This window comes from Streptomyces mirabilis (assembly GCF_018310535.1).
Taxonomy (GTDB): Bacteria; Actinomycetota; Actinomycetes; order Streptomycetales; family Streptomycetaceae; genus Streptomyces.
On the sequence record NZ_CP074102.1, the window covers coordinates 1,331,423 to 1,348,859 of the forward strand.

The 17,437-nt window shown below is 70.7% G+C and carries 13 protein-coding genes and 1 pseudogene; 11 read left to right on the plus strand and 3 right to left on the minus strand.

Annotated features, from left to right (window positions below):
- Nucleotides 1–112: 112 nt before the first annotated feature.
- The gene (locus SMIR_RS06075; protein ID WP_212726711.1) at nucleotides 113–2,308 is read right to left on the minus strand and encodes a glycoside hydrolase family 36 protein; all 2,196 of its coding nucleotides are present in this window, start codon (nucleotides 2,306–2,308) and stop codon (nucleotides 113–115) included.
- 165 nt (nucleotides 2,309–2,473) lie between these two features.
- Here SMIR_RS06075 and SMIR_RS06080 point away from each other — a divergent pair.
- From SMIR_RS06080 to araD, 6 genes and pseudogenes are all read left to right on the plus strand, one after another.
- Nucleotides 2,474–2,731, plus strand: a pseudogene (locus SMIR_RS06080) (sugar ABC transporter permease); the annotation flags it as partial.
- The gene (locus SMIR_RS06085) at nucleotides 2,728–3,582 is read left to right on the plus strand and encodes a carbohydrate ABC transporter permease (RefSeq protein WP_168497022.1); all 855 of its coding nucleotides are present in this window, start codon (nucleotides 2,728–2,730) and stop codon (nucleotides 3,580–3,582) included. The pseudogene SMIR_RS06080 and the gene SMIR_RS06085, both read left to right, overlap by 4 nt.
- Before the next feature lie 87 nt (nucleotides 3,583–3,669).
- Nucleotides 3,670–6,234 (plus strand): CBM35 domain-containing protein, encoded by a 2,565-nt coding sequence (locus SMIR_RS06090; protein WP_249938379.1) that lies wholly within the window; start codon nucleotides 3,670–3,672, stop codon nucleotides 6,232–6,234.
- Between the two features lie 89 nt (nucleotides 6,235–6,323).
- A complete protein-coding gene (gene araB, locus SMIR_RS06095) occupies nucleotides 6,324–8,048 on the plus strand; it encodes a ribulokinase (RefSeq protein ID WP_249938380.1) in 1,725 nt (574 codons plus the stop codon).
- Between the two features lie 45 nt (nucleotides 8,049–8,093).
- Complete coding sequence (gene araA, locus SMIR_RS06100; protein ID WP_168497020.1) at nucleotides 8,094–9,611, plus strand: L-arabinose isomerase; 1,518 nt, start codon at nucleotides 8,094–8,096, stop codon at nucleotides 9,609–9,611.
- A 31-nt stretch (nucleotides 9,612–9,642) separates the two neighbouring features.
- Nucleotides 9,643–10,371 carry an L-ribulose-5-phosphate 4-epimerase AraD gene (gene araD / locus SMIR_RS06105; RefSeq protein ID WP_168497018.1) on the plus strand — a complete coding sequence of 243 codons (729 nt, stop codon included), beginning with the start codon at nucleotides 9,643–9,645 and terminating at the stop codon, nucleotides 10,369–10,371.
- A 74-nt stretch (nucleotides 10,372–10,445) separates the two neighbouring features.
- Here the strand turns inward: araD and SMIR_RS06110 are convergent, their stop codons facing one another.
- Nucleotides 10,446–10,646 (minus strand): hypothetical protein, encoded by a 201-nt coding sequence (locus SMIR_RS06110; protein WP_168497016.1) that lies wholly within the window; start codon nucleotides 10,644–10,646, stop codon nucleotides 10,446–10,448.
- A 259-nt stretch (nucleotides 10,647–10,905) separates the two neighbouring features.
- Between SMIR_RS06110 and SMIR_RS06115 the strand changes: the two genes are divergently transcribed.
- Nucleotides 10,906–11,274, plus strand: coding sequence for a cupin domain-containing protein (locus SMIR_RS06115; protein WP_101401670.1), 369 nt, complete (start codon nucleotides 10,906–10,908; stop codon nucleotides 11,272–11,274).
- 65 nt (nucleotides 11,275–11,339) lie between these two features.
- Here the strand turns inward: SMIR_RS06115 and SMIR_RS06120 are convergent, their stop codons facing one another.
- The gene (locus SMIR_RS06120; protein ID WP_168497014.1) at nucleotides 11,340–11,966 is read right to left on the minus strand and encodes a DUF6461 domain-containing protein; all 627 of its coding nucleotides are present in this window, start codon (nucleotides 11,964–11,966) and stop codon (nucleotides 11,340–11,342) included.
- A gap of 406 nt (nucleotides 11,967–12,372) precedes the next feature.
- Here SMIR_RS06120 and SMIR_RS06125 point away from each other — a divergent pair, with 406 nt between their 5' ends.
- From SMIR_RS06125 to SMIR_RS06140, 4 genes are all read left to right on the plus strand, one after another.
- On the plus strand, nucleotides 12,373–13,311 hold the full coding sequence (locus tag SMIR_RS06125) for a helix-turn-helix domain-containing protein (protein WP_249938381.1): 939 nt from the start codon (nucleotides 12,373–12,375) through the stop codon (nucleotides 13,309–13,311).
- 33 nt (nucleotides 13,312–13,344) lie between these two features.
- A complete protein-coding gene (locus tag SMIR_RS06130) occupies nucleotides 13,345–15,255 on the plus strand; it encodes an AfsR/SARP family transcriptional regulator (protein ID WP_212726712.1) in 1,911 nt (636 codons plus the stop codon).
- Nucleotides 15,256–15,424: 169 nt separating this feature from the next.
- Nucleotides 15,425–16,297 (plus strand): helix-turn-helix domain-containing protein, encoded by an 873-nt coding sequence (locus tag SMIR_RS06135; RefSeq protein WP_249938382.1) that lies wholly within the window; start codon nucleotides 15,425–15,427, stop codon nucleotides 16,295–16,297.
- A 156-nt stretch (nucleotides 16,298–16,453) separates the two neighbouring features.
- A complete protein-coding gene (locus SMIR_RS06140) occupies nucleotides 16,454–17,425 on the plus strand; it encodes an alpha/beta hydrolase (protein WP_168497010.1) in 972 nt (323 codons plus the stop codon).
- Nucleotides 17,426–17,437 lie beyond the last annotated feature (12 nt).

The following is a 17,437-nucleotide window of genomic DNA, read 5'->3' on the forward strand; positions in this document are numbered from 1 at the left end:
TAGCGGGGCGCTTGGCACATAGCGGCGGACGAAGGCCGGCCTCCGTCCCCGCAGACAGCCACTCGTCGGTGGACCCTCGCGCCCAGCGATCGGGAGCTGCCCGTCGAGGACGTCATACATGTGAAACCGGGCTCAACCGGAGGAGAACGGCGGTGTTGGCACGAGGCAGGGACACGGTCAGTTTCCCGTCGCCTGCGTCCCACTCCGTGGCGGCACCGGCGGTCGCGGGATGCAGCACCGTGGTGTGAACGTGCGCGCCCCGCAGGTGGGGGACGGTGAGTGTGCGGTCGGTGTCGGCGGGGCTGTTCCCTTCGCCGGCACCGCTCGGGACGGTCCCGCCGCCGCTGCCGGACTCGCGTCTCCAGATCACGAGGTACGTGGCCTCCTGCCCCCGCAGTCCATGGGCGATCCACTCGTCCTCCCAGGCGGGAAGGCCCAGTGGCCAGAACGGGTGCGCGCCGTTGATCTCGGGTCGGAGGTCCTTGTAGACCGAGATCGCCGAGCGGACGAGGTCGAACTGCTCGTCGCTCATGAGGTTGAGGAAGCCGGAGAGGTGGATACGGCCGAGGAGCGCGCCGGTGAGGGTGAAGGCGATCTCGTCCAGGCTCTGGTCCGGCTGGGGGTACGCCCACACGGCGGCCTGCTCGGGTGTCGCGGCGGTGGCGGCCGCGGCGGCGATGGGCGGGTAGCGCAGCGGGTCCTGCTGGTCGCTGGTGGACTGGATTTGTGCCACCGCGAGTTGCGCGTAGTCCATGCGCAGGCCGCCCGATCCGCAGTTCTCCAGGACGAGGTGGGGGTGGCGGTCGAGGAGTGCGGCCATCCAGTCGAGGTGGGCGCGGTGGTGCCCGAGCAGCCCGGCGCCCGCGCTTTCGACACCCTTCGCCGTACCGACGCCGCCCTCCGTCCCCGGACCGATGTTGATGTTGTAGTCCAGCTTCAGGTATCCGACACCCCATTCGCCGACCAACCGGTCCACGACCTCGTCGAGATGCGTGCGGGCGGCCGGGTGACGGAGGTCCAGGTGGTGCCGGCCGTGTTCCGTGACGCGCAGGCCGCCGCGTCGGAAGAACGCCTCGGGCGGCAGGGAGTGCGCCAAGGGGCTGCGTACGCCGACGACTTCGGGTTCGAGCCAGAGTCCCGGGGTCATACCGTGCCGACGGATGGCGTCCAGAACCTCCTGTATGCCGCTCGGGAAGCGGTTGGGGGCGGCCTCCCACGCGCCGACGGCGTCCCACCAGCCCTGAGCGTCGTCGTCGTACCAGCCGGCGTCGATCACGAAGACCTCGGCGCCCGCGGTCGCCGCCGCCTCGATGAGGGGCAGGAGCCGTTCGGTGGTGGGATCACCCATGAGGGTGTTCATGTAGTCGTTGTAGATCACCGGGAGGGTGCGGTGGTCGGCGTGGTCGCGGCGGATACCGCGGCGGTAGTCCGTGAGGGTCCCGAAGGCGGCGTCCAGGCCGCTGGTCTCCGTGCGAACGAAAACGGCGGGGACGGTGTGGAACTCCTGGCCGGGGGCGAGGGTGTGGTGCCACTGGTGGTGGGCGTCGTCGGGTCCGAACAGGGCGACGTAGGCCGCGCCCTCGCGTTCGCCGGTCTCGAAGCGCCAGCCCGCGCTGGACTCGATCTGCCAGAGCCAGGCGCGGCCGTCCCGGTCGGTGAGGGCGGCGACGGGGAGGTGGCGGCCGGTGGACCAGCTGCCCTGTGAGTAGCGCTCGAAGCAGCCGCGTCCCTCGTGGCCGTGAGCGGCTCGGCTCAGCGGGACGACCTCGTCGCGGAACGCGGCCTGCCGCCAGCGGCATTCGGCGAGCCAGTCGTTGTCCGCCCAGTGCAGGGTCAGTCCGTCGAGGCCGCCGTCGGCGTCGGAGATGCCGCCGAGGGCCAGGGTCGTGACGCTCTCCAGCCGGAGCGGAGCGGCGCCCTCATTGACGAGACGTACCCGTGCGCGCAGGAAACCCGCACCGGAGTCGGCGCCGGAGCCCGCCTCCAGGGTGACCTCGGCGGCCAGCCCGGTCGCCGGGTCCGCCAGCCGGATCGTCGTACGCTCCCGGCCTCCGTCCCGTCCGTCCCGCACCGTCTCATGGTCGCGGTAGGTCAGACGGTCGCCGATGGCCGTCTCTATGAATCGTTCTCCCGACCACATGCGCCCGTGGCCGGTCGCGGTGACCTCGACGAGGGGGACCAGGCGGGCCCAGTCCTGGCCGGGTGTCCCCAGTCTCACCGACCCCGTGGCGTCCAGGACGGCATGCAGCCCGAGCTCCGGGTGCGACCAGATACGGGACCTCTCGACTGTTCCGACGACAGCAGTCAACGCATTTTCCCCTTCCGGGATGGTTCGGTCCTGCGGTGGCTTTCGTGGGTGCTGAACTGGTGATTCGCACTCGGCGGGAGAGGGATGTGCTGCGCCGTCTGGCGTATTCGAAAGGTAAATCCCCAGTTACGGTCTCTTGACGCCCACGTTGTGACCGCTCACAATCCGCTGCTCGCACCTGCGGTGACGTTCAATGTGACGACCGCGCTGATCGGCTCCATGAACACCTTCGACATCGTCCAGGCCACCACCGGGGGCGGTCCCGGCGGTGAGACCGAGGTGTTCAACATCTACATGTTCCGCATCTTCGGCCAGGGCCTGTACGCGCAGGCGTCGGCGATGAGCCTGGTGCTCTTCCTGATCGTCGTCGTCCTCGCCGTGCCCGTCATCGTCGGCCTGCGCCGCAGGGAGAACAACCAGTGACCACCGTTACCGCGTTCACCCCCGCACGCCTGCGCCCGCTGCGCTGGGTCCAGCCGCTCGTCGTCCTGATCGTCGCCGGCGTCACCATCGGCATCCCGCTGTGGCTGGTGGCGGTCACCTCGGTGAAGCCGCAGGCGGAGGCCATCAAGCCCAACCTCTCCCTGCCCCACCACGTCCAGGCCGCCGCGAACTACAAGCAGAGCTTCGACGAGGGCAAGGTCGTCCAGGGCTTCGTCAACAGCCTCCTGGTCGTCGCCCCGTCCGTCGTCCTCGTCCTGCTTCTCGGGGCCGGCGCCGCCTGGGTGTTCGCCCGCCGCAAGGGGCGCCTGGTCAACACCCTGTACGCGCTGAGCATCAGCGGGCTACTGCTCCCGCCCGCAGTCATCACCATCGTCATGGAACTGCGCCAACTGGGCCTGGCCGGCACCCGTCCCGGCATGATCGGCGTCTACGCCGGCATGTACCTGTCCACCTCGATCTTCTTCATGACCGGGTTCATCCGCGCCCTCCCCGAGGAGTTGGAGGAGGCCGCCCGCATGGACGGCGCCGGACCGGTGCGGGTCTTCTTCCGCATCATCCTGCCGCTGCTGCGCCCGGTCATCGCCACGGCGACGATCATGGTGATGCTCTACGCCTGGAGCGACATCTTCTACGCCTTCTTCGTCCTCGGCGGCGGCGCCAAGGCCACCCTGCCGCTCAACCTCTACCAGGTCGCCAACGCGCAGCTCTACCTCAACAACTGGCACCTGATCTTCGCCTACGTTGTGATGATGAGCCTCCCCATGGTCCTCGTCTTCGTCATCGCGCAGCGCCGCATCGTCTCCGGCATCACGAGCGGCGCCGTCAAGTAGCCCCGGGGCGCGGCGCGTTCGCCCGCCCAGGTCACCCCGAAGCACACCGACAGCCTCCCGTGACGCCGCGGGAGGAGGAGGACAGCCATGCCTCGAACACCTCGCAGACCCCGTACTGTCAGCGGACTCATGGGCGCGGTCGTAGTGACCGCCGCCCTCGTGGGCACGGCGCTGACCGTCCCCGCCGCGCAGGCGGCCACCCCGCAGCTGACCGTCGATCTCGGCACGACCACCGGCGCGGTCATGCACGGGGCCAACGGCGCCCTGTACGGACTCAGCGACGACGGCGTGCCCGGCGACAGCCTGGTCACGCCCCTGCACATGACGTCCATCGCCCAGAAGGCGCCCGACGGTACCCAGCACCCCAACGGCGACGCACTGGCCGTCCAGCCCGCCTTCGCCCGCGGGGGCGGCGGCGACAACCTGATCTACATGCAGGACATCTACGCCTCGTGGCCGTACGAGAACCTGGGGCTGAGCGACTACCTGTCGAAGGTCGACACGATGGTCAGCGAGGTCGCGGCCCGCTCCGACGCGAGCACGTTCGTGTGGGTGCCGTTCAACGAGCCGGACGGGAACTGGTACACGGGGCTTGGCAGTTCGACCACCGCCACGTACAACAGCGCGCTCGCGAGCTTCGAGAGTGACTGGACGACGGTCTACAACAAGATCCACTCGATCATCCCGAACGCCCGCATCGCCGGCCCCAACGAGACCCACTACGACGCCCGCCTGATGGGCGACTTCTACCCCTGGGCCAAGGCCAACAACGTCCTGCCGGACATCACCACCTGGCACGAACTGGACCCCAGTTCCCTGTCCAACTTCGAGGGGAACCTCGCCGCCTACCGGACCATCGAGAGCAACGCCGGCATCAGCGCGCGGCCGGTCAACATCAACGAGTACGGTGACCGCCCCGACCTCTCGGTCCCGGGTCAGATGGTCCAGTGGATGTCCATGTTCGAGCGGAACAAGGTCTACGCCGACCAGGCGTACTGGGACATCGCGGGGAACCTGGACGGCAACGTCAGCCAGACCGACATCCCCAACGGCGACTGGTGGCTGCTGCGTTGGTACGCGGGCCTGACCGGCCAGACCGCCAAGGTGACCCCGCCGCAGTCCAACGTGATCGACACGCTCCAGGGCATCGCGTCCCTCGACACCGGCCGTAAGCAGGCCCAGGTCCTCCTCGGCGGCGGCACCTCCGGCTCGGCGAACACCGTCGTGCAGCACATACCGTCGTCGTTCGGCAGCACCGTCAACGTCTCCGTGGAGCGCACCGCCTGGAGCGGTTACGAGGGCGCGGGCCCCGCGCCGACCGTGCTGGCCCGCAGCACGTACACCGTCGCCTCGGACGGCAGCATCACCGTGCCGCTGACCAACCTCGACCCCATGTCGGCCTACCGGATCGTCGTCAACCCCGCGGGCACCGGCACGCCCACCACGGCGAGCGTGCCCTGGTCGGCGTCGTACGAGGCCGAGAACGCGACCATCACCGACGGCACCGTCTACACCCAGGGCTCCGTCTCCAACGCGTACGGCTACGCCACCTCGGGCACCAAGGACGTCGGCAGCCTGAACCAGACGGACAGCAAGGTCGCCTTCAGCGTCAGCGTCCCCACCACGGGCACGTACAACCTCAACGTCTTCTACGGCAACCAGTCCGGCGGCCCGGCGACCCAGACCCTCACCGTCGACGGCGGCTCGTCGCAGACGGTCACCTACTCGCCGACGCTGAACTGGACCTACCGTTCCACGGCCGGCGCCTCGGTGTCCCTGACCGCGGGCACCCACACGATCACCCTGGCCAAGGGGACCAACGAGGTCACCCTCGACAAGATCGACCTGACCGCGGCCTCCACCGCGGACACCTCCTATCCGGCCACGTACGCGGACATCACCGGCTCGCCCACCTACAGCTACACGGCCTCCGGCACGACCGGTGCCGGCGCCCTGGCCCTGCCCTCGGGCTCTTCCGCCGCCTTCGACGTCTACGCGCCGACCGACGGCTACTACACCGTGCACACCGACTACTCCTCGAACGGGTCCGGCACCCTCACCCTGGACGGCGCCACCGCCGTCACCCTCGCCTCCACGAGCGGCACGCTCACCGACAAGAGCTCGCGGCTGTACCTGTCTGCGGGCAACAACCGCATCACCGCGGCCACTTCGGGCTCCACCACGCTGACACTGCGCGACCTGCGCGTGGCCGCGAGCGCCGACACCACGGGCGTCACCGCCTACGAGGCCGAGAGCGGCACCCTCGCGGGAACCGCCGTCGCCACCTCGGACACCTGGGCCTCCGGCGGCAGTTACGTCGGCTACATCGGCAACGGCTCGGCCAACACCCTCACCCTCAAGGTGAGCGCCGCCAGTGCCGGGCGGTACGTCATGAACGTCCGCTACGCCAACGACCAGGTCTCCGGCTCCGGGAACTACAACACCAACGTCGTCTCCCGGGCGGCCCAGATCTCGATCAACGGCGGCACCGCGCAGACCGTCATGTTCCGCAACAACTACAGCTGGTCCACCTACTGGGACCTGCCCGTGCCGGTCACTCTCACCGCCGGCACCAACACGATCACCTTCGCCGACGCCGGCGCCTACGCACCCAACATCGACCGCATCACCGTCGCGCCGGTCACCGGCTGATGGCCAACTCCGGTCGGGACCCGGGCACTTGCGCCGGGACCCGACCGGAACCCCTACTCCGCAGATTCCCTCTCTCCATCTCATCCAGCATGTCGAACAGTGCACGAAACACCGAACAGAAGGGCGGCCCGGTGGTGAACGCCGAGCACAGCGAAGACACCCATCCCGACACCTACGTCATCGGAGTCGACTACGGGACGCTGTCCGGGCGGGCCGTGGTGGTCCGTGTCGCCGACGGCGCCGAACTGGCCGTCGCCGAGCACCCGTACACCCACGCCGTCCTCGACCGGAAGCTCCCCGACGGGACCCCGCTGCCGCCCGACTGGGCACTGCAGGTGCCCGCGGACTACATCGACGTCCTGCGGATCGCCGTACCCGAGGCCCTGGCCCGATCCGGTGTGCGGCCGGAGCAGGTCATCGGTATCGGCACGGACTTCACCGCGTGCACGGTCCTGCCGGTCCTCGCCGACGGCACGCCCCTGTGCGAACTGCCCGACCTCGCCGGCCGACCGCACGCCTACGCCAAACTGTGGCGCCACCACGCCGCGCAGGCCCAGGCCGACCGCATCACCGCACTGGCCGACGAACGCAAGGAGCCCTGGCTGCGGCGGTACGGCGGGAAGATCTCCTCGGAGTGGGAGTTCGCCAAGGCCCTGCAGTTGCTGGAGGAGGACCCCGAACTCTACGAGCTGACCGACCGCTGGATCGAGGCCGCCGACTGGATCGTGTGGCGCCTGTCCGGCACCTACGTCCGCAACGCCTGCACCGCCGGATACAAGGGCCAGCTCCAGGACGGCAGTTACCCCTCCCCCGACCACCTTGCCGCGCTCAACCCCGGCTTCGCCGACTTCGTGACCGACAAGCTGGACCAGCCGATCGGCCAACTCGGTGATCTGGCAGGCGGGTTGACGGCGGAGGCCGCCGTGTGGACGGGCCTGCCCGAAGGCATCGCCGTGTGCGTGGGGAACGTGGACGCCCATGTGACGGCACCCGCGGCCACCGCGGTGGAACCGGGCCGGATGGTCGCCATCATGGGCACCTCCACCTGCCATGTGATGAGCTCCGACCAGTGGGCCGAAGTGCCGGGCATGTGCGGGGTCGTCGACGGCGGCATCCTGCCGGGCCTGTGGGGCTACGAGGCCGGGCAGAGCGGCGTCGGCGACATCTTCGGCTGGTTCGTGCGCACCGCCTTCCCCGTGTCGTACGCCGAGGAGGCCGCCGCACTCGGCCGCGACCCGCACGAACACCTCACCGCCCTCGCCGCCGAACAGAAGGTGGGCGAGCACGGGCTGATCGCCCTGGACTGGCAGAGCGGCAACCGGTCCGTGCTCGTCGACCATGACCTGAGCGGCGTCCTGGTGGGTCTGACGCTGTCCACCCGCCCCGAGGACGTCTACCGGGCGCTGCTGGAGGCCACCGCCTACGGCACCCGCACCATCATCGAGGCGTTCGAGACGTCCGGCGTCCCGGTCCGAGAGCTGATCATCGCGGGCGGCCTGACGAAGAACCCGCTGCTGATGCAGATCTACGCCGACGTCACCCGACTCCCTCTCGGCGTCATCGACTCGGCGCAGGGCGCCGCGCTCGGCGCGGCGATGCACGCGGCGGTCGCGGCCGGGGCGTACCCGGACATCCGGGCCGCCGCCCACGCCATGGGCAAGGCCCGCCCGGCCGTCTACCGGCCCAATCCCGAGCGGGCCGCCGCCTACGACCGCCTGTACGCCGAATACCGGCTCCTGCACGACTACTTCGGCCGTGGCGCGAACGAGGTCATGCACCGCCTGCGCCGCCTCCGCGCCCAGGCGTCCGCCTGAGCGGCACCCCCGCCCGGTGGTCAACTCCCTTTGAAAGGAACCCTCATGGAGACCAACGCCACGCCCTACCCGAACCAGGAGATCTGGTTTCTCACCGGAAGCCAGGGCCTGTACGGCGACGACATCCTGCACCAGGTGGCCAAACAGTCCAGGAGCATCTCCGAGATCCTCGGCGCCCCCGGGAAGATCCCGGTCCAGATCGTGTGGAAGCCGGTCCTCACCGACGCCGAGTCGATCCGGCGGCTGTGCCAGGAGGCGAGCGCCTCCGACACCTGCGTGGGCGTGATCGTGTGGATGCACACCTTCTCACCGGCCAAGATGTGGATCGCCGGACTCAGCGCGCTGGACCGGCCCCTGCTGCACCTGCACACCCAGTACAACCTGTCGCTGCCCTGGCCGAGCATCGACATGGACTTCATGAACCTCAACCAGGCCGCCCACGGCGACCGCGAGTTCGGCCACATCGAGTCGCGCCTCGGCATCGACCGCAAGATCGTCGCCGGTCACGCCACCGACCCGAGGGTCGTCCGACGCATCGCGGCCTGGGCACGGGCCGCCGTCGGCCGCCACGCCTCACGCGCCCTGCGCCTTGCCCGCTTCGGCGACAACATGCGCGACGTAGCCGTGACCGAGGGCGACAAAGTCGAGGCCCAACTGCGCTTCGGCTACTCCGTGAACACCTACGCGGTCAACGACCTGGTGGCCGTCGTGGACGAGGTCGAGGACAAAGAGGCCGCCGAACTCGCCGCCGAATACGTCGAGTCGTACGACGTGGTCCCCGCGCTGCGCCCCGGTGGCATCCGCCACGACTCGCTGCTGTACGCGGCCCGCCAGGAGATCGGCCTGCGGACCTTCCTCGCCGAGGGCGGCTTCACCGCCTTCACCACCAACTTCGAGGACCTCGGCGGCCTGCGCCAGCTGCCCGGTCTCGCCGTCCAGCGCCTGATGGCCGACGGCTACGGCTTCGGCGGCGAGGGCGACTGGAAGACCTCGGCGCTGCTGCGCACGATGAAGGTCATGGGTGCCGGCCGGCCCGGCGGCACCACCTTCATGGAGGACTACACCTACCACCTCGGCCCGGGCACTCCGCGCATCCTCGGCGCCCACATGCTGGAGGTCTGCCCCTCTGTGGCCGACGGCCGCCCTCGCTGCGAGATCCACCCCCTCTCCATCGGCGGCCGCGAGGATCCGGTCCGGCTGGTCTTCAACGCGGCCCCCGGCCCCGCCGTGGTCGTCGGCCTCTCCGACCTCGGCGACCGCTTCCGGCTGACCGCCAACACCGTCGACGTCATCACCCCCAACGAACCCCTGCACCGCCTGCCGGTGGCCAGGGCCGTGTGGAAGCCGCTCCCCTCGCTCGCGGAGTCCGCCGAGAGCTGGCTGCTCGCCGGCGCCCCGCACCACACCGTGCTCAGCACCGCCGTCGACACCGAGACCCTGACCGACTACGCCGCCATGACCGGCGTCGAGCTGCTCACCATCGACGAGACCACCACCACCGGGCAGTTCACCAAGGAAATCCGCTGGAACGCCGCCTACCACCGTCTCGCCCAAGCCCTGTGACCCCCATGATCCGCACGCAAGGAGACCACCGATGACCGCACGAGTACGAGTCCGTGACGGCCTGCGGCAAGAGGTACTGGACGCCAACCTCTCGATCCCCCAGGTCGGCCTGGCCACGCTGACCTGGGGCAATGTGAGTGGCGTCGACCGCGAGGCGGGGGTCTTCGTCATCAAGCCCTCAGGCATCCCCTACGAGGACCTCGCCCTCGACCACCTGGTGACGGTCCGGCTGTCCGACGGCGAGGTCGTCGACGGCGACCTGCGCCCCTCCACCGACACCGAGACCCACCGCTGCCTCTACCTGGCCTTCCCCTCCATCGGCGGCGTCACCCACACCCACTCCACCCACGCGGTGGCCTTCGCCCAGGCCCGCCGTGACATACCGGTCCTCGGCACCACGCATGCCGACACCTTCAACGGCCCCGTCCCCTGCACCCCCGACCTCACCGCCGACCAGTGCAAGAAGGACTACGAGTACAACACCGGCCGCGTCATCGTCGACGTGCTGGCCGGCGACGACCAGAAGGCAGCCGAAGTCCCGGCCGCCCTCGTCGCCAACCACGGCCCCTTCACCTGGGGCACCACCGCCCGCAAGTCCCTGGAACACGCCGTCATCTGCGAGGCCGTCGCCGACATGGCCATCCACACCCTGGCCCTGTCCCCGACAGCCCCACCTCCCCCACACCTCCTGGCCCGCCACTACACCCGCAAACACGGGCCCGACGCCTACTACGGCAACCCGGCTCCCGCACCCGCGTGAGCAGTGCGTGGCCGGTCGGCGCAGCACCGATCTCCAACTGGCGCCATGAGGCGGGCCGTTGCCCCGCGAGCGCGTCAGCCGAACCCGTGGGCGCCGAGCTCGGCGTAGCGGGCGGAGAGCTCGGCCATGTCGCGTTCCGCTCCCTCCCGCAGCCAACGCCCGTACATCCCGGCCGCCTCGCCCTCCTGAGGCTCTGCGCCGGGTTGCCCGGCTCGATGCCGCGGGCAGGCCTCCGCGACGGCTTCGGCCAGAGGTCTCGACGATGGTGACGCCATGGCCTCGTACTGCACGGTGAGCCCGGGAAATCCGAGCAGGAGCCCTCCTGGGGTGTGCCGGATTCCCCCTCACCGATCGGTGATTCTGACGGCTGGGACGCGGGGGGTACGCGAGCGACGCGGGATTGCCGCCCGATGGGTCCGCCGGTTGCCGCTCCGCGCCGGGTCGTCGACAGGGCGGACGTTGCCTGATGCAGCGCCAAGGCCTGTCGCGAAAGCCCTGGTCGTGCCGGCAGGAGCGACTGCTAGCGTCCGGATCATGAACGAGAGCGTGTACGTGGGCAGCGCGGGCAAGGACGCGGCACTGGACCGGGGGTGGCTCCTCGGACACTTCAAGAACGCCGACGATCCGCGCCACAGCGAGGCTGTTGAGATCAAATGGGGCGTCCATCCGCGTGGTGACGAGCGAAGGCAGTGGGTGAGAGGCGAGGAGCGAACGGCCCTCCTGCTGCTCATCAGCGGTCGCTTCCGCGTCGAACTCCCCGGCCGCAGTGTTCTCCTGGAACAGCAGGGTGACTACGTCGTGTGGGGCCGGGGAGTCGACCACTCCTGGTTCGCGGAGGAGGAGTCGGTAGTACTGACGGTTCGGTGGCCATCCGTACCCGGCTATGCGGTGGCACAGCCCTAGTGCTGTGACCGCACAGGTCCGCCGGGTTGGGCGATGAAGGCCATGATGACGAACGGCCGGCCTCCTCAGATGTGCGTGTCGGGGGTCCCGCGAACCGCATACGCCGGCAGGCGGGCCTCCCTCAGACAGGCCGGGGAGAGCGAGAGGCCGAACCGCTGCTCGATCACGCCGAGGGTGCGCCGGTAGGTATCCGTGTAGTGCTCGCGTTCGTGAGCGATGAGGGTGGTCCCGTCGGGCCGCAGCACGTGCCCGGCAACGAGGTCCGGGAGCAGCAGGTCAGGCTCCCGGCCCCAGCGCCACACTTCCTCGCCCAGTCCGAAGCCACACAGTTCCACGCCGTCCCGAGCGTAGAACACAGTGGCCGGCGGATGCCCTTGCATCGGCACGTAGTGGACGGCTTCGGCACCTTCGCGGGAGATCACCGCCAGCCGGTCCCCGCCGGTCGAGTCCCCGTACTCCAGAGCGAACGACCAGCCTCCATGCTCTCCGACCCGGACCACACCATCGCCGTCCTCGCCCGGGCGGTACCACTCGCCGAGGTCCCAGGCCTCGGCGTCGGTGATCGGCTCGGTCGCTGCGTCCCGGTCGCCTCCCATACGTACCGCCAGTTCCTGCGCGGAAATCCCGCGTGCGAACACCACGCTGGACATCCAGTGCTCCAGATCGACCAGCCACCGAATCCCGTCGTGCATGCCTTCGCCCCTCGCTCAGCGGCCGTTGGTTGTCGGGCGCACCCTATGACGTGCCACCGACACGGCGATCTCGCAGAGCGGCGCCAAGTGATCGCGTCGTCGGCCTGGAAGCGTGGCACCGACGCCGCCGCGCTCGACCGGCCGGTTCAAGTGCTCGGTCACAGCGGCGGACTTCGAGGTCTTCCTCGCCACGCTCGAAGTCTTCGCCGCCCGTTGGTTCCCGTTGCCCTGACCATGCTTCACGGGAGCTCGGGGTGCCGTATTCGGAGGCCGAGACCCTCACGCGCCCCGGCGACACCCAAACTCCCGGACCACGGAGACACCGGCGATCCACAATGGCGAGCATGGACGTCGAGAATTTCCTCGGTCGGGGCCCCGGGCCCGAGATGTCACCTCGGGAGTCCTCGTGATCGACTCGGTGATGCCGCGCGTGCCGAAGGCGGCGGCACAGCAGACGTACGGCCCGCACCCGAGCTCCGCCGCCCCACGCGACGCCTCGCGCGCCCCACGCGACGCCTCGCGCGACAACGAACCGGTCCGTCGTCTCTTCCGGCCGCCGGACTCGACCGACGACGCGTACCTGCACCTGGGCCTGCACGTCCACGGCTCGGTCTCGGTGACTCGGGGCGGCACCCAGGTGTTCCTGGCCCCCGGCGACCTGGTGTTCCACGATCCGGTCCGACGTGACCACCTGCGTTTCGGCGGCCCTTGTCGGCTGACGGTCTTCCGGGTGCCGCGCAGTCACCTGGGGATGTCGTCCTCGGACCTGCACCAGGTCATGGGTCGGCGCGTGCGGGGCGACGAGGGTGTCGGCGCGCTGGTGTCCAACTTCCTCTCGGCGCTCGCCGCCGAGACGGACTTCCGCAGGTCGAGGACGGGGCACCGGTTCGCTCGCAACGCCGTCGACCTCGTCGCCGTGCTCGTCGTGCAACTCCTCGGGGAGGAAACCCCCGACGCGTCGGACGTCGGTACCGAGACGGTGTCACGGATCCGGGCCTTCATCGAAGACCATCTGACGGATCCGGATCTGTCGCCGGAATCGATCGCGCTCGCCCACCGCATCTCCGTCCGCTACCTGCACAAGCTCTTCCAGCAGGAGGGCACCACGGTGGGTCAGTGGATACGGAGGCGCAGGCTGGACGCGTGCCGGCGCGAGCTGGGCCGGAGCGCGAACCGCAGGCTGAGCGTGGCCGCCGTGGCGCAGCGCTGGGGGTTCAGCAGCCCCTCGCACTTCAGCCGCACCTTCCGGGACGCCTACGGCATGTCCCCCAGCGCATGGCAGGCGTCGGCCGCGTCGGGGAGCGCCGTTCACGGCCGATCGGACGAACCGCCTCCGGCCACCTGACCGAGGGCGCACGGAGGGTGGTCCCGTAGCGTCATGGGTGGGGGAGAAGGGGAGTCCGACGAGGTGATGCGGTTCGAGGTGCTGGGCCCCTTGCGGGTACGACGGGCGGAGCGGGAACTCGATCTGGGATTCCCGCAGCAACGCGCCCTCCTGGCGCTGCTCATGGTGCGGGCGGGTCGGCCTGTGCAGGTGAGCGAGATCGTGGACGTCCTGTGGGCGGGCCGTCCGCCGGCCAGCGCCCCGAACGTGGTGCGCCGGTACGTCGGCGCGCTGCGGCGGCTGCTCGAACCGGGGCTGTTGCCCCGGGCGCCCGGCCTTCGTCTGCCGCGCCGCACCGGTGCCTACCTCCTGGACGCGGAGCCGGACGAGATCGATCTGCTGCGGTTCCGCGAGCTCACCCTGCGGGGCAAGCGGGCAGCCGCCACCGGTCGGCCCGAGGTGGCGGTACGGCAGTTCGTCGGGGCCCTCGGCGAGTGGCGCGGGCCGGTGGCGATGGGGATCCCCGCGTCGGCTCGCGAGCACGCCCTGTTCCGCGCCGTGGAGCACGAACTCGTGGTCACCACACGGATGGCTGCCGACGCGGCCCTGCTGTGCGGCACGGCGGGCCTCGTGCTGCCGAGCCTGCGCCGGGCCGTCGGACTGGAGCCCCTGGACGAGTCCCTGCACGCCCGGCTCGTGATGGTGCTGGCGGCCTGCGGACTGCAGGCCGAGGCGCTGACGGCGTACGAGGAGGTACGGCGCCGGCTGGCCGCGGAGTTGCGGGTCGCCCCGGGCGACGAGCTGAGCGAGGCCCGCACCCGGGTCCTCCGTCAGGAGCTGCGCGCGTCCGCGCCCCCGACGCACCGACCGGTCAGGACCGCGCTGTCCGAACCGGTGGAACTCCTCGCCCGGCCCGCACAGTTGCCGCCCGGCCTGACGGTGTTCGCCGGTCGGAGCGAGGAGCTCGGGGAGCTGACCGCCCTCGCCCGGGCGGCGGCGTCCTCCGGGGCGCCCGGGACGATCCTGGTCAGCGGAATGGCGGGCGTCGGGAAGACCGCGTCGGTCGTGCACTGGGCCCATGAGGCCGCGGCCCGGTTCCCGGACGGTCAGCTCTACGTCGAGCTGCGCGGCTGCGACCCGGCCGCCAGGGCCGCGCCGGAACCCGTGGAGGCGCTGCGCGGGTTGGTGACGGCGCTCGGAGCACCGCCCCGGCAGCTCCCGGACGACATGGCCGCGCTCACGGACCTCTACCGCGAGCTGCTGACGGACCGCCGGGTCCTCGTCGTGCTCGACGACGCGGCCGACACCGAGCACGTACGTCCGCTGCTGCCCACCGCCCCGGGCTGTCTGGCCGTGGTCACCAGCCGTGACCGGCTGCCCGGTCTGATCGCCTGCGGGGCACGGGCGCTGCGTCTGGACCTGCCGTCCGCCGCCGACGCCCGCGCCGCACTGGCCCTGCGCGTCGGCCACCGGCGGTCGGCCGCCGAGCCAGCGGCGACCGAGGAGATCATCGACCGCTGCGGCCGGCTGCCGCTGGCCCTGGCCATCGTGGCCGCGCGCGCCGTCAGCCGCCCCGACTTCCCGCTGGCCGCCCTCGCCGCCGAACTCCGCGCCGCGCACGGGAGCCTCGACGCCTTCGCGGGCGTCGGCGGGGCGGCCGACGCCCGCGCCGCGTTCGCCGCGTCCCACCGGTCGCTGCCGCCCGCCGACGTCCGGCTCTTCCGCCTCGTGGCGCTGCACCCCGGCCCCGGCATCGCGGCGGACACCGCCGCCCACCTCGCCGGTCTGTCGCCCCGTGAGGCCCGGCCGATCCTCGGCCGTCTCGCCGACGCCCATCTCGTGTGCGAAGTCGCTCCGGGCCGCTACACCGTGCACACCCTGCTGCGCGCGTTCGCCGCCGAGCTCGCGGAAGCCGCCGAGGCCGCCGCGACGGAGTCCCTGTCACTTCCGCGTCACTCTTTTTGAACTCCGCCCGACCTACTCTCCGAGCGGAGTGGACGACCGTCCCACGAGGCGTCGTCACTCCTCTCGACAGTTCGGCAGGGCTCGGAGGCAACGGCGGATGACGTCCAGTTTCAGCACCATGGGGACCGGCCGAGGTGAGACGGGTGAGACCGGCAGGTGCCGCTTGCCCATGGGCCTCGACATCGTCGTCCCGGGCGCGGCGCCCGCGGAGCTGCCCGGGGCGGGCCGTCCCTACCCGGCCCGGCTGGCACACCGGTTGGTCGCCCGGGACAGCGGCGAGTACCTCTTCGTAGGCATACGAGGCGCGGCAGGCGTACGAGGCGGGAGCGGCGCGCACAGTCCGCGGCGGCCCGAGGACGTCTTCCTCGAGCCGGGAGACATCTGCTTCTACGACGCGCACGATCCGGCGACGCTCGACTTCCCCGAGCGTTTCCGCATGAAGGTGTTCCTCGTGCCGTACGAGTCGCTCGGGCTCGACGCGGCCGATGTGCCCCGGCTCGCGGGGACGCCGGTTGCCCGTGCGTCCCGGCTGGGCAGCCTGCTGTCACCGTTCCTGTCCGTACTCGCCGACACGGCCTCCTCGTCCCGGCCGCCGGTCGGCGAGCTGCTCGCCTGGAACGCCGTGAACGTGCTGGCCACCCTCGCCACCGAGCGGCTGGGCCGGGACGCCACCGGCACGCTCGACGCCCGGACGCCGCTGATGGCCCGGATCCTGGAGTTCATCGACCTGCACCTGACCGACGAGGACCTCTCCCCCGAGACGATCGCCGGGGCCCATCACATCTCCGCGCGCTATCTGCACCGGCTCTTCCAGGACGAGGGCACCACGGTCGGCCGGTGGATCCAGCGGCGCCGGCTCGCGGAGTGCCGCCGGGACCTGATGATCCGGGCCCGGGGCAGTCGGACCATCGCGGCGGTGGCCAACCGCTGGGGGTTCATGAGCGCCACCCACTTCAGCCGGGTCTTCCGGGCCGCGTACGGCATGTCCCCCAGCGAATGGCGGGACGGCGTCGGCCGCGGCGCGCCCGCCGGCCGCCGCTGAGGCGGTCGCAGATGTGCGGTGGTTCGACACGTTGGGCGCTGTGAGTTCACCAGCGGTGCGCTGACGGACCATTCACACCCGCACCGCGCCTCTAGCGTGGGTGCAAGGCCGGAGCATTGCCCGGCGTACCCAGGAACAACGCTTCAGGAGACTCCCATGTCCGACGCCGCAGAGCCGGTCAAGCCTGTACTGGAACCGGCGGCAGCCGCTTTCGCGGAAGCCACCGCCAATCCGCCGTACCTGTTCGACCTCGCCCCGGTGGAGGGTCGCAAGGCCGTCGACGAGGTGCAGTCCGGCGAGATCGAGATGCCGGACATCGACGAGGAGTGGATCACCGTCTCGGGTGGTCCGACGGGCAGCGTCCGTGCCCGGATCGTCAAGCCCGCAGGCGTCACCGGCACCCTCCCGGTGATCCTCTACATCCACGGCGCGGGCTGGGTGTTCGGCAACGCCCACACCCACGACCGCCTGGTCCGCGAACTGGCCGTCGGCGCCGAGGCCGCGGTGGTCTTTCCCGAGTACGACCTCTCGCCCGAGGCCCGGTACCCGGTCGCCATCGAGCAGAACTACACAGTCGCTCAGTGGGTCGTGCAGCAGGGCGCGTCCAAGGGCCTGGACGGCAGCCGCCTCGCGGTGGCCGGCGACTCCGTCGGCGGCAACATGACCATCGCCCTGACCCTGATGGCCAAGGAGCGCGGCGATGTCCCGCTGCTCCAGCAAGTGCTGTTCTACCCGGTCACCGACGCGAACTTCGACACCGGCTCCTACCACCAGTTCGCCACCGGCTACTTCCTGCGCCGCGACGGCATGCAGTGGTTCTGGGACCAGTACACGACCGACGAGGCCGAGCGCGCCCAGATCACCGCCTCCCCGCTGCGCGCCACCACCGAGCAGCTCACCGGCCTGCCCCCGGCCCTGGTCATCACCGGCGAGGCCGACGTCCTGCGCGACGAGGGCGAGGCCTACGCGAACAAGCTCCGCGAGGCGGGCGTCGCGGTCACCGCAGTGCGCTTCCAGGGCATCATCCACGACTTCGTCATGCTCAACGCCCTGCGCGGCACCCATGCCGCCGAGGCCGCGCTGACGTTGGCCACCCGCACGCTGCACACCGCGCTGCACGCGGGCTGACCGGGTCCACAC

Bases quoted from the DNA above. Each gene is read 5' to 3' on its own strand.
- SMIR_RS06115 (WP_101401670.1), top strand. From the start codon at position 10,906: ATGAACGAGAGCGTGTACGTGGGCAGCGCGGGCAAGGACGCGGCACTG.
- SMIR_RS06090 (WP_249938379.1), top strand. From the start codon at position 3,670: ATGCCTCGAACACCTCGCAGACCCCGTACTGTCAGCGGACTCATGGGC.
- araB (WP_249938380.1), top strand. From the start codon at position 6,324: ATGTCGAACAGTGCACGAAACACCGAACAGAAGGGCGGCCCGGTGGTG.
- SMIR_RS06140 (WP_168497010.1), top strand. From the start codon at position 16,454: ATGTCCGACGCCGCAGAGCCGGTCAAGCCTGTACTGGAACCGGCGGCA.
- SMIR_RS06135 (WP_249938382.1), top strand. From the start codon at position 15,425: ATGGGCCTCGACATCGTCGTCCCGGGCGCGGCGCCCGCGGAGCTGCCC.
- SMIR_RS06120 (WP_168497014.1), bottom strand. From the start codon at position 11,966: ATGCACGACGGGATTCGGTGGCTGGTCGATCTGGAGCACTGGATGTCC.
- araA (WP_168497020.1), top strand. From the start codon at position 8,094: ATGGAGACCAACGCCACGCCCTACCCGAACCAGGAGATCTGGTTTCTC.
- SMIR_RS06130 (WP_212726712.1), top strand. From the start codon at position 13,345: ATGGGTGGGGGAGAAGGGGAGTCCGACGAGGTGATGCGGTTCGAGGTG.
- araD (WP_168497018.1), top strand. From the start codon at position 9,643: ATGACCGCACGAGTACGAGTCCGTGACGGCCTGCGGCAAGAGGTACTG.
- SMIR_RS06110 (WP_168497016.1), bottom strand. From the start codon at position 10,646: ATGGCGTCACCATCGTCGAGACCTCTGGCCGAAGCCGTCGCGGAGGCC.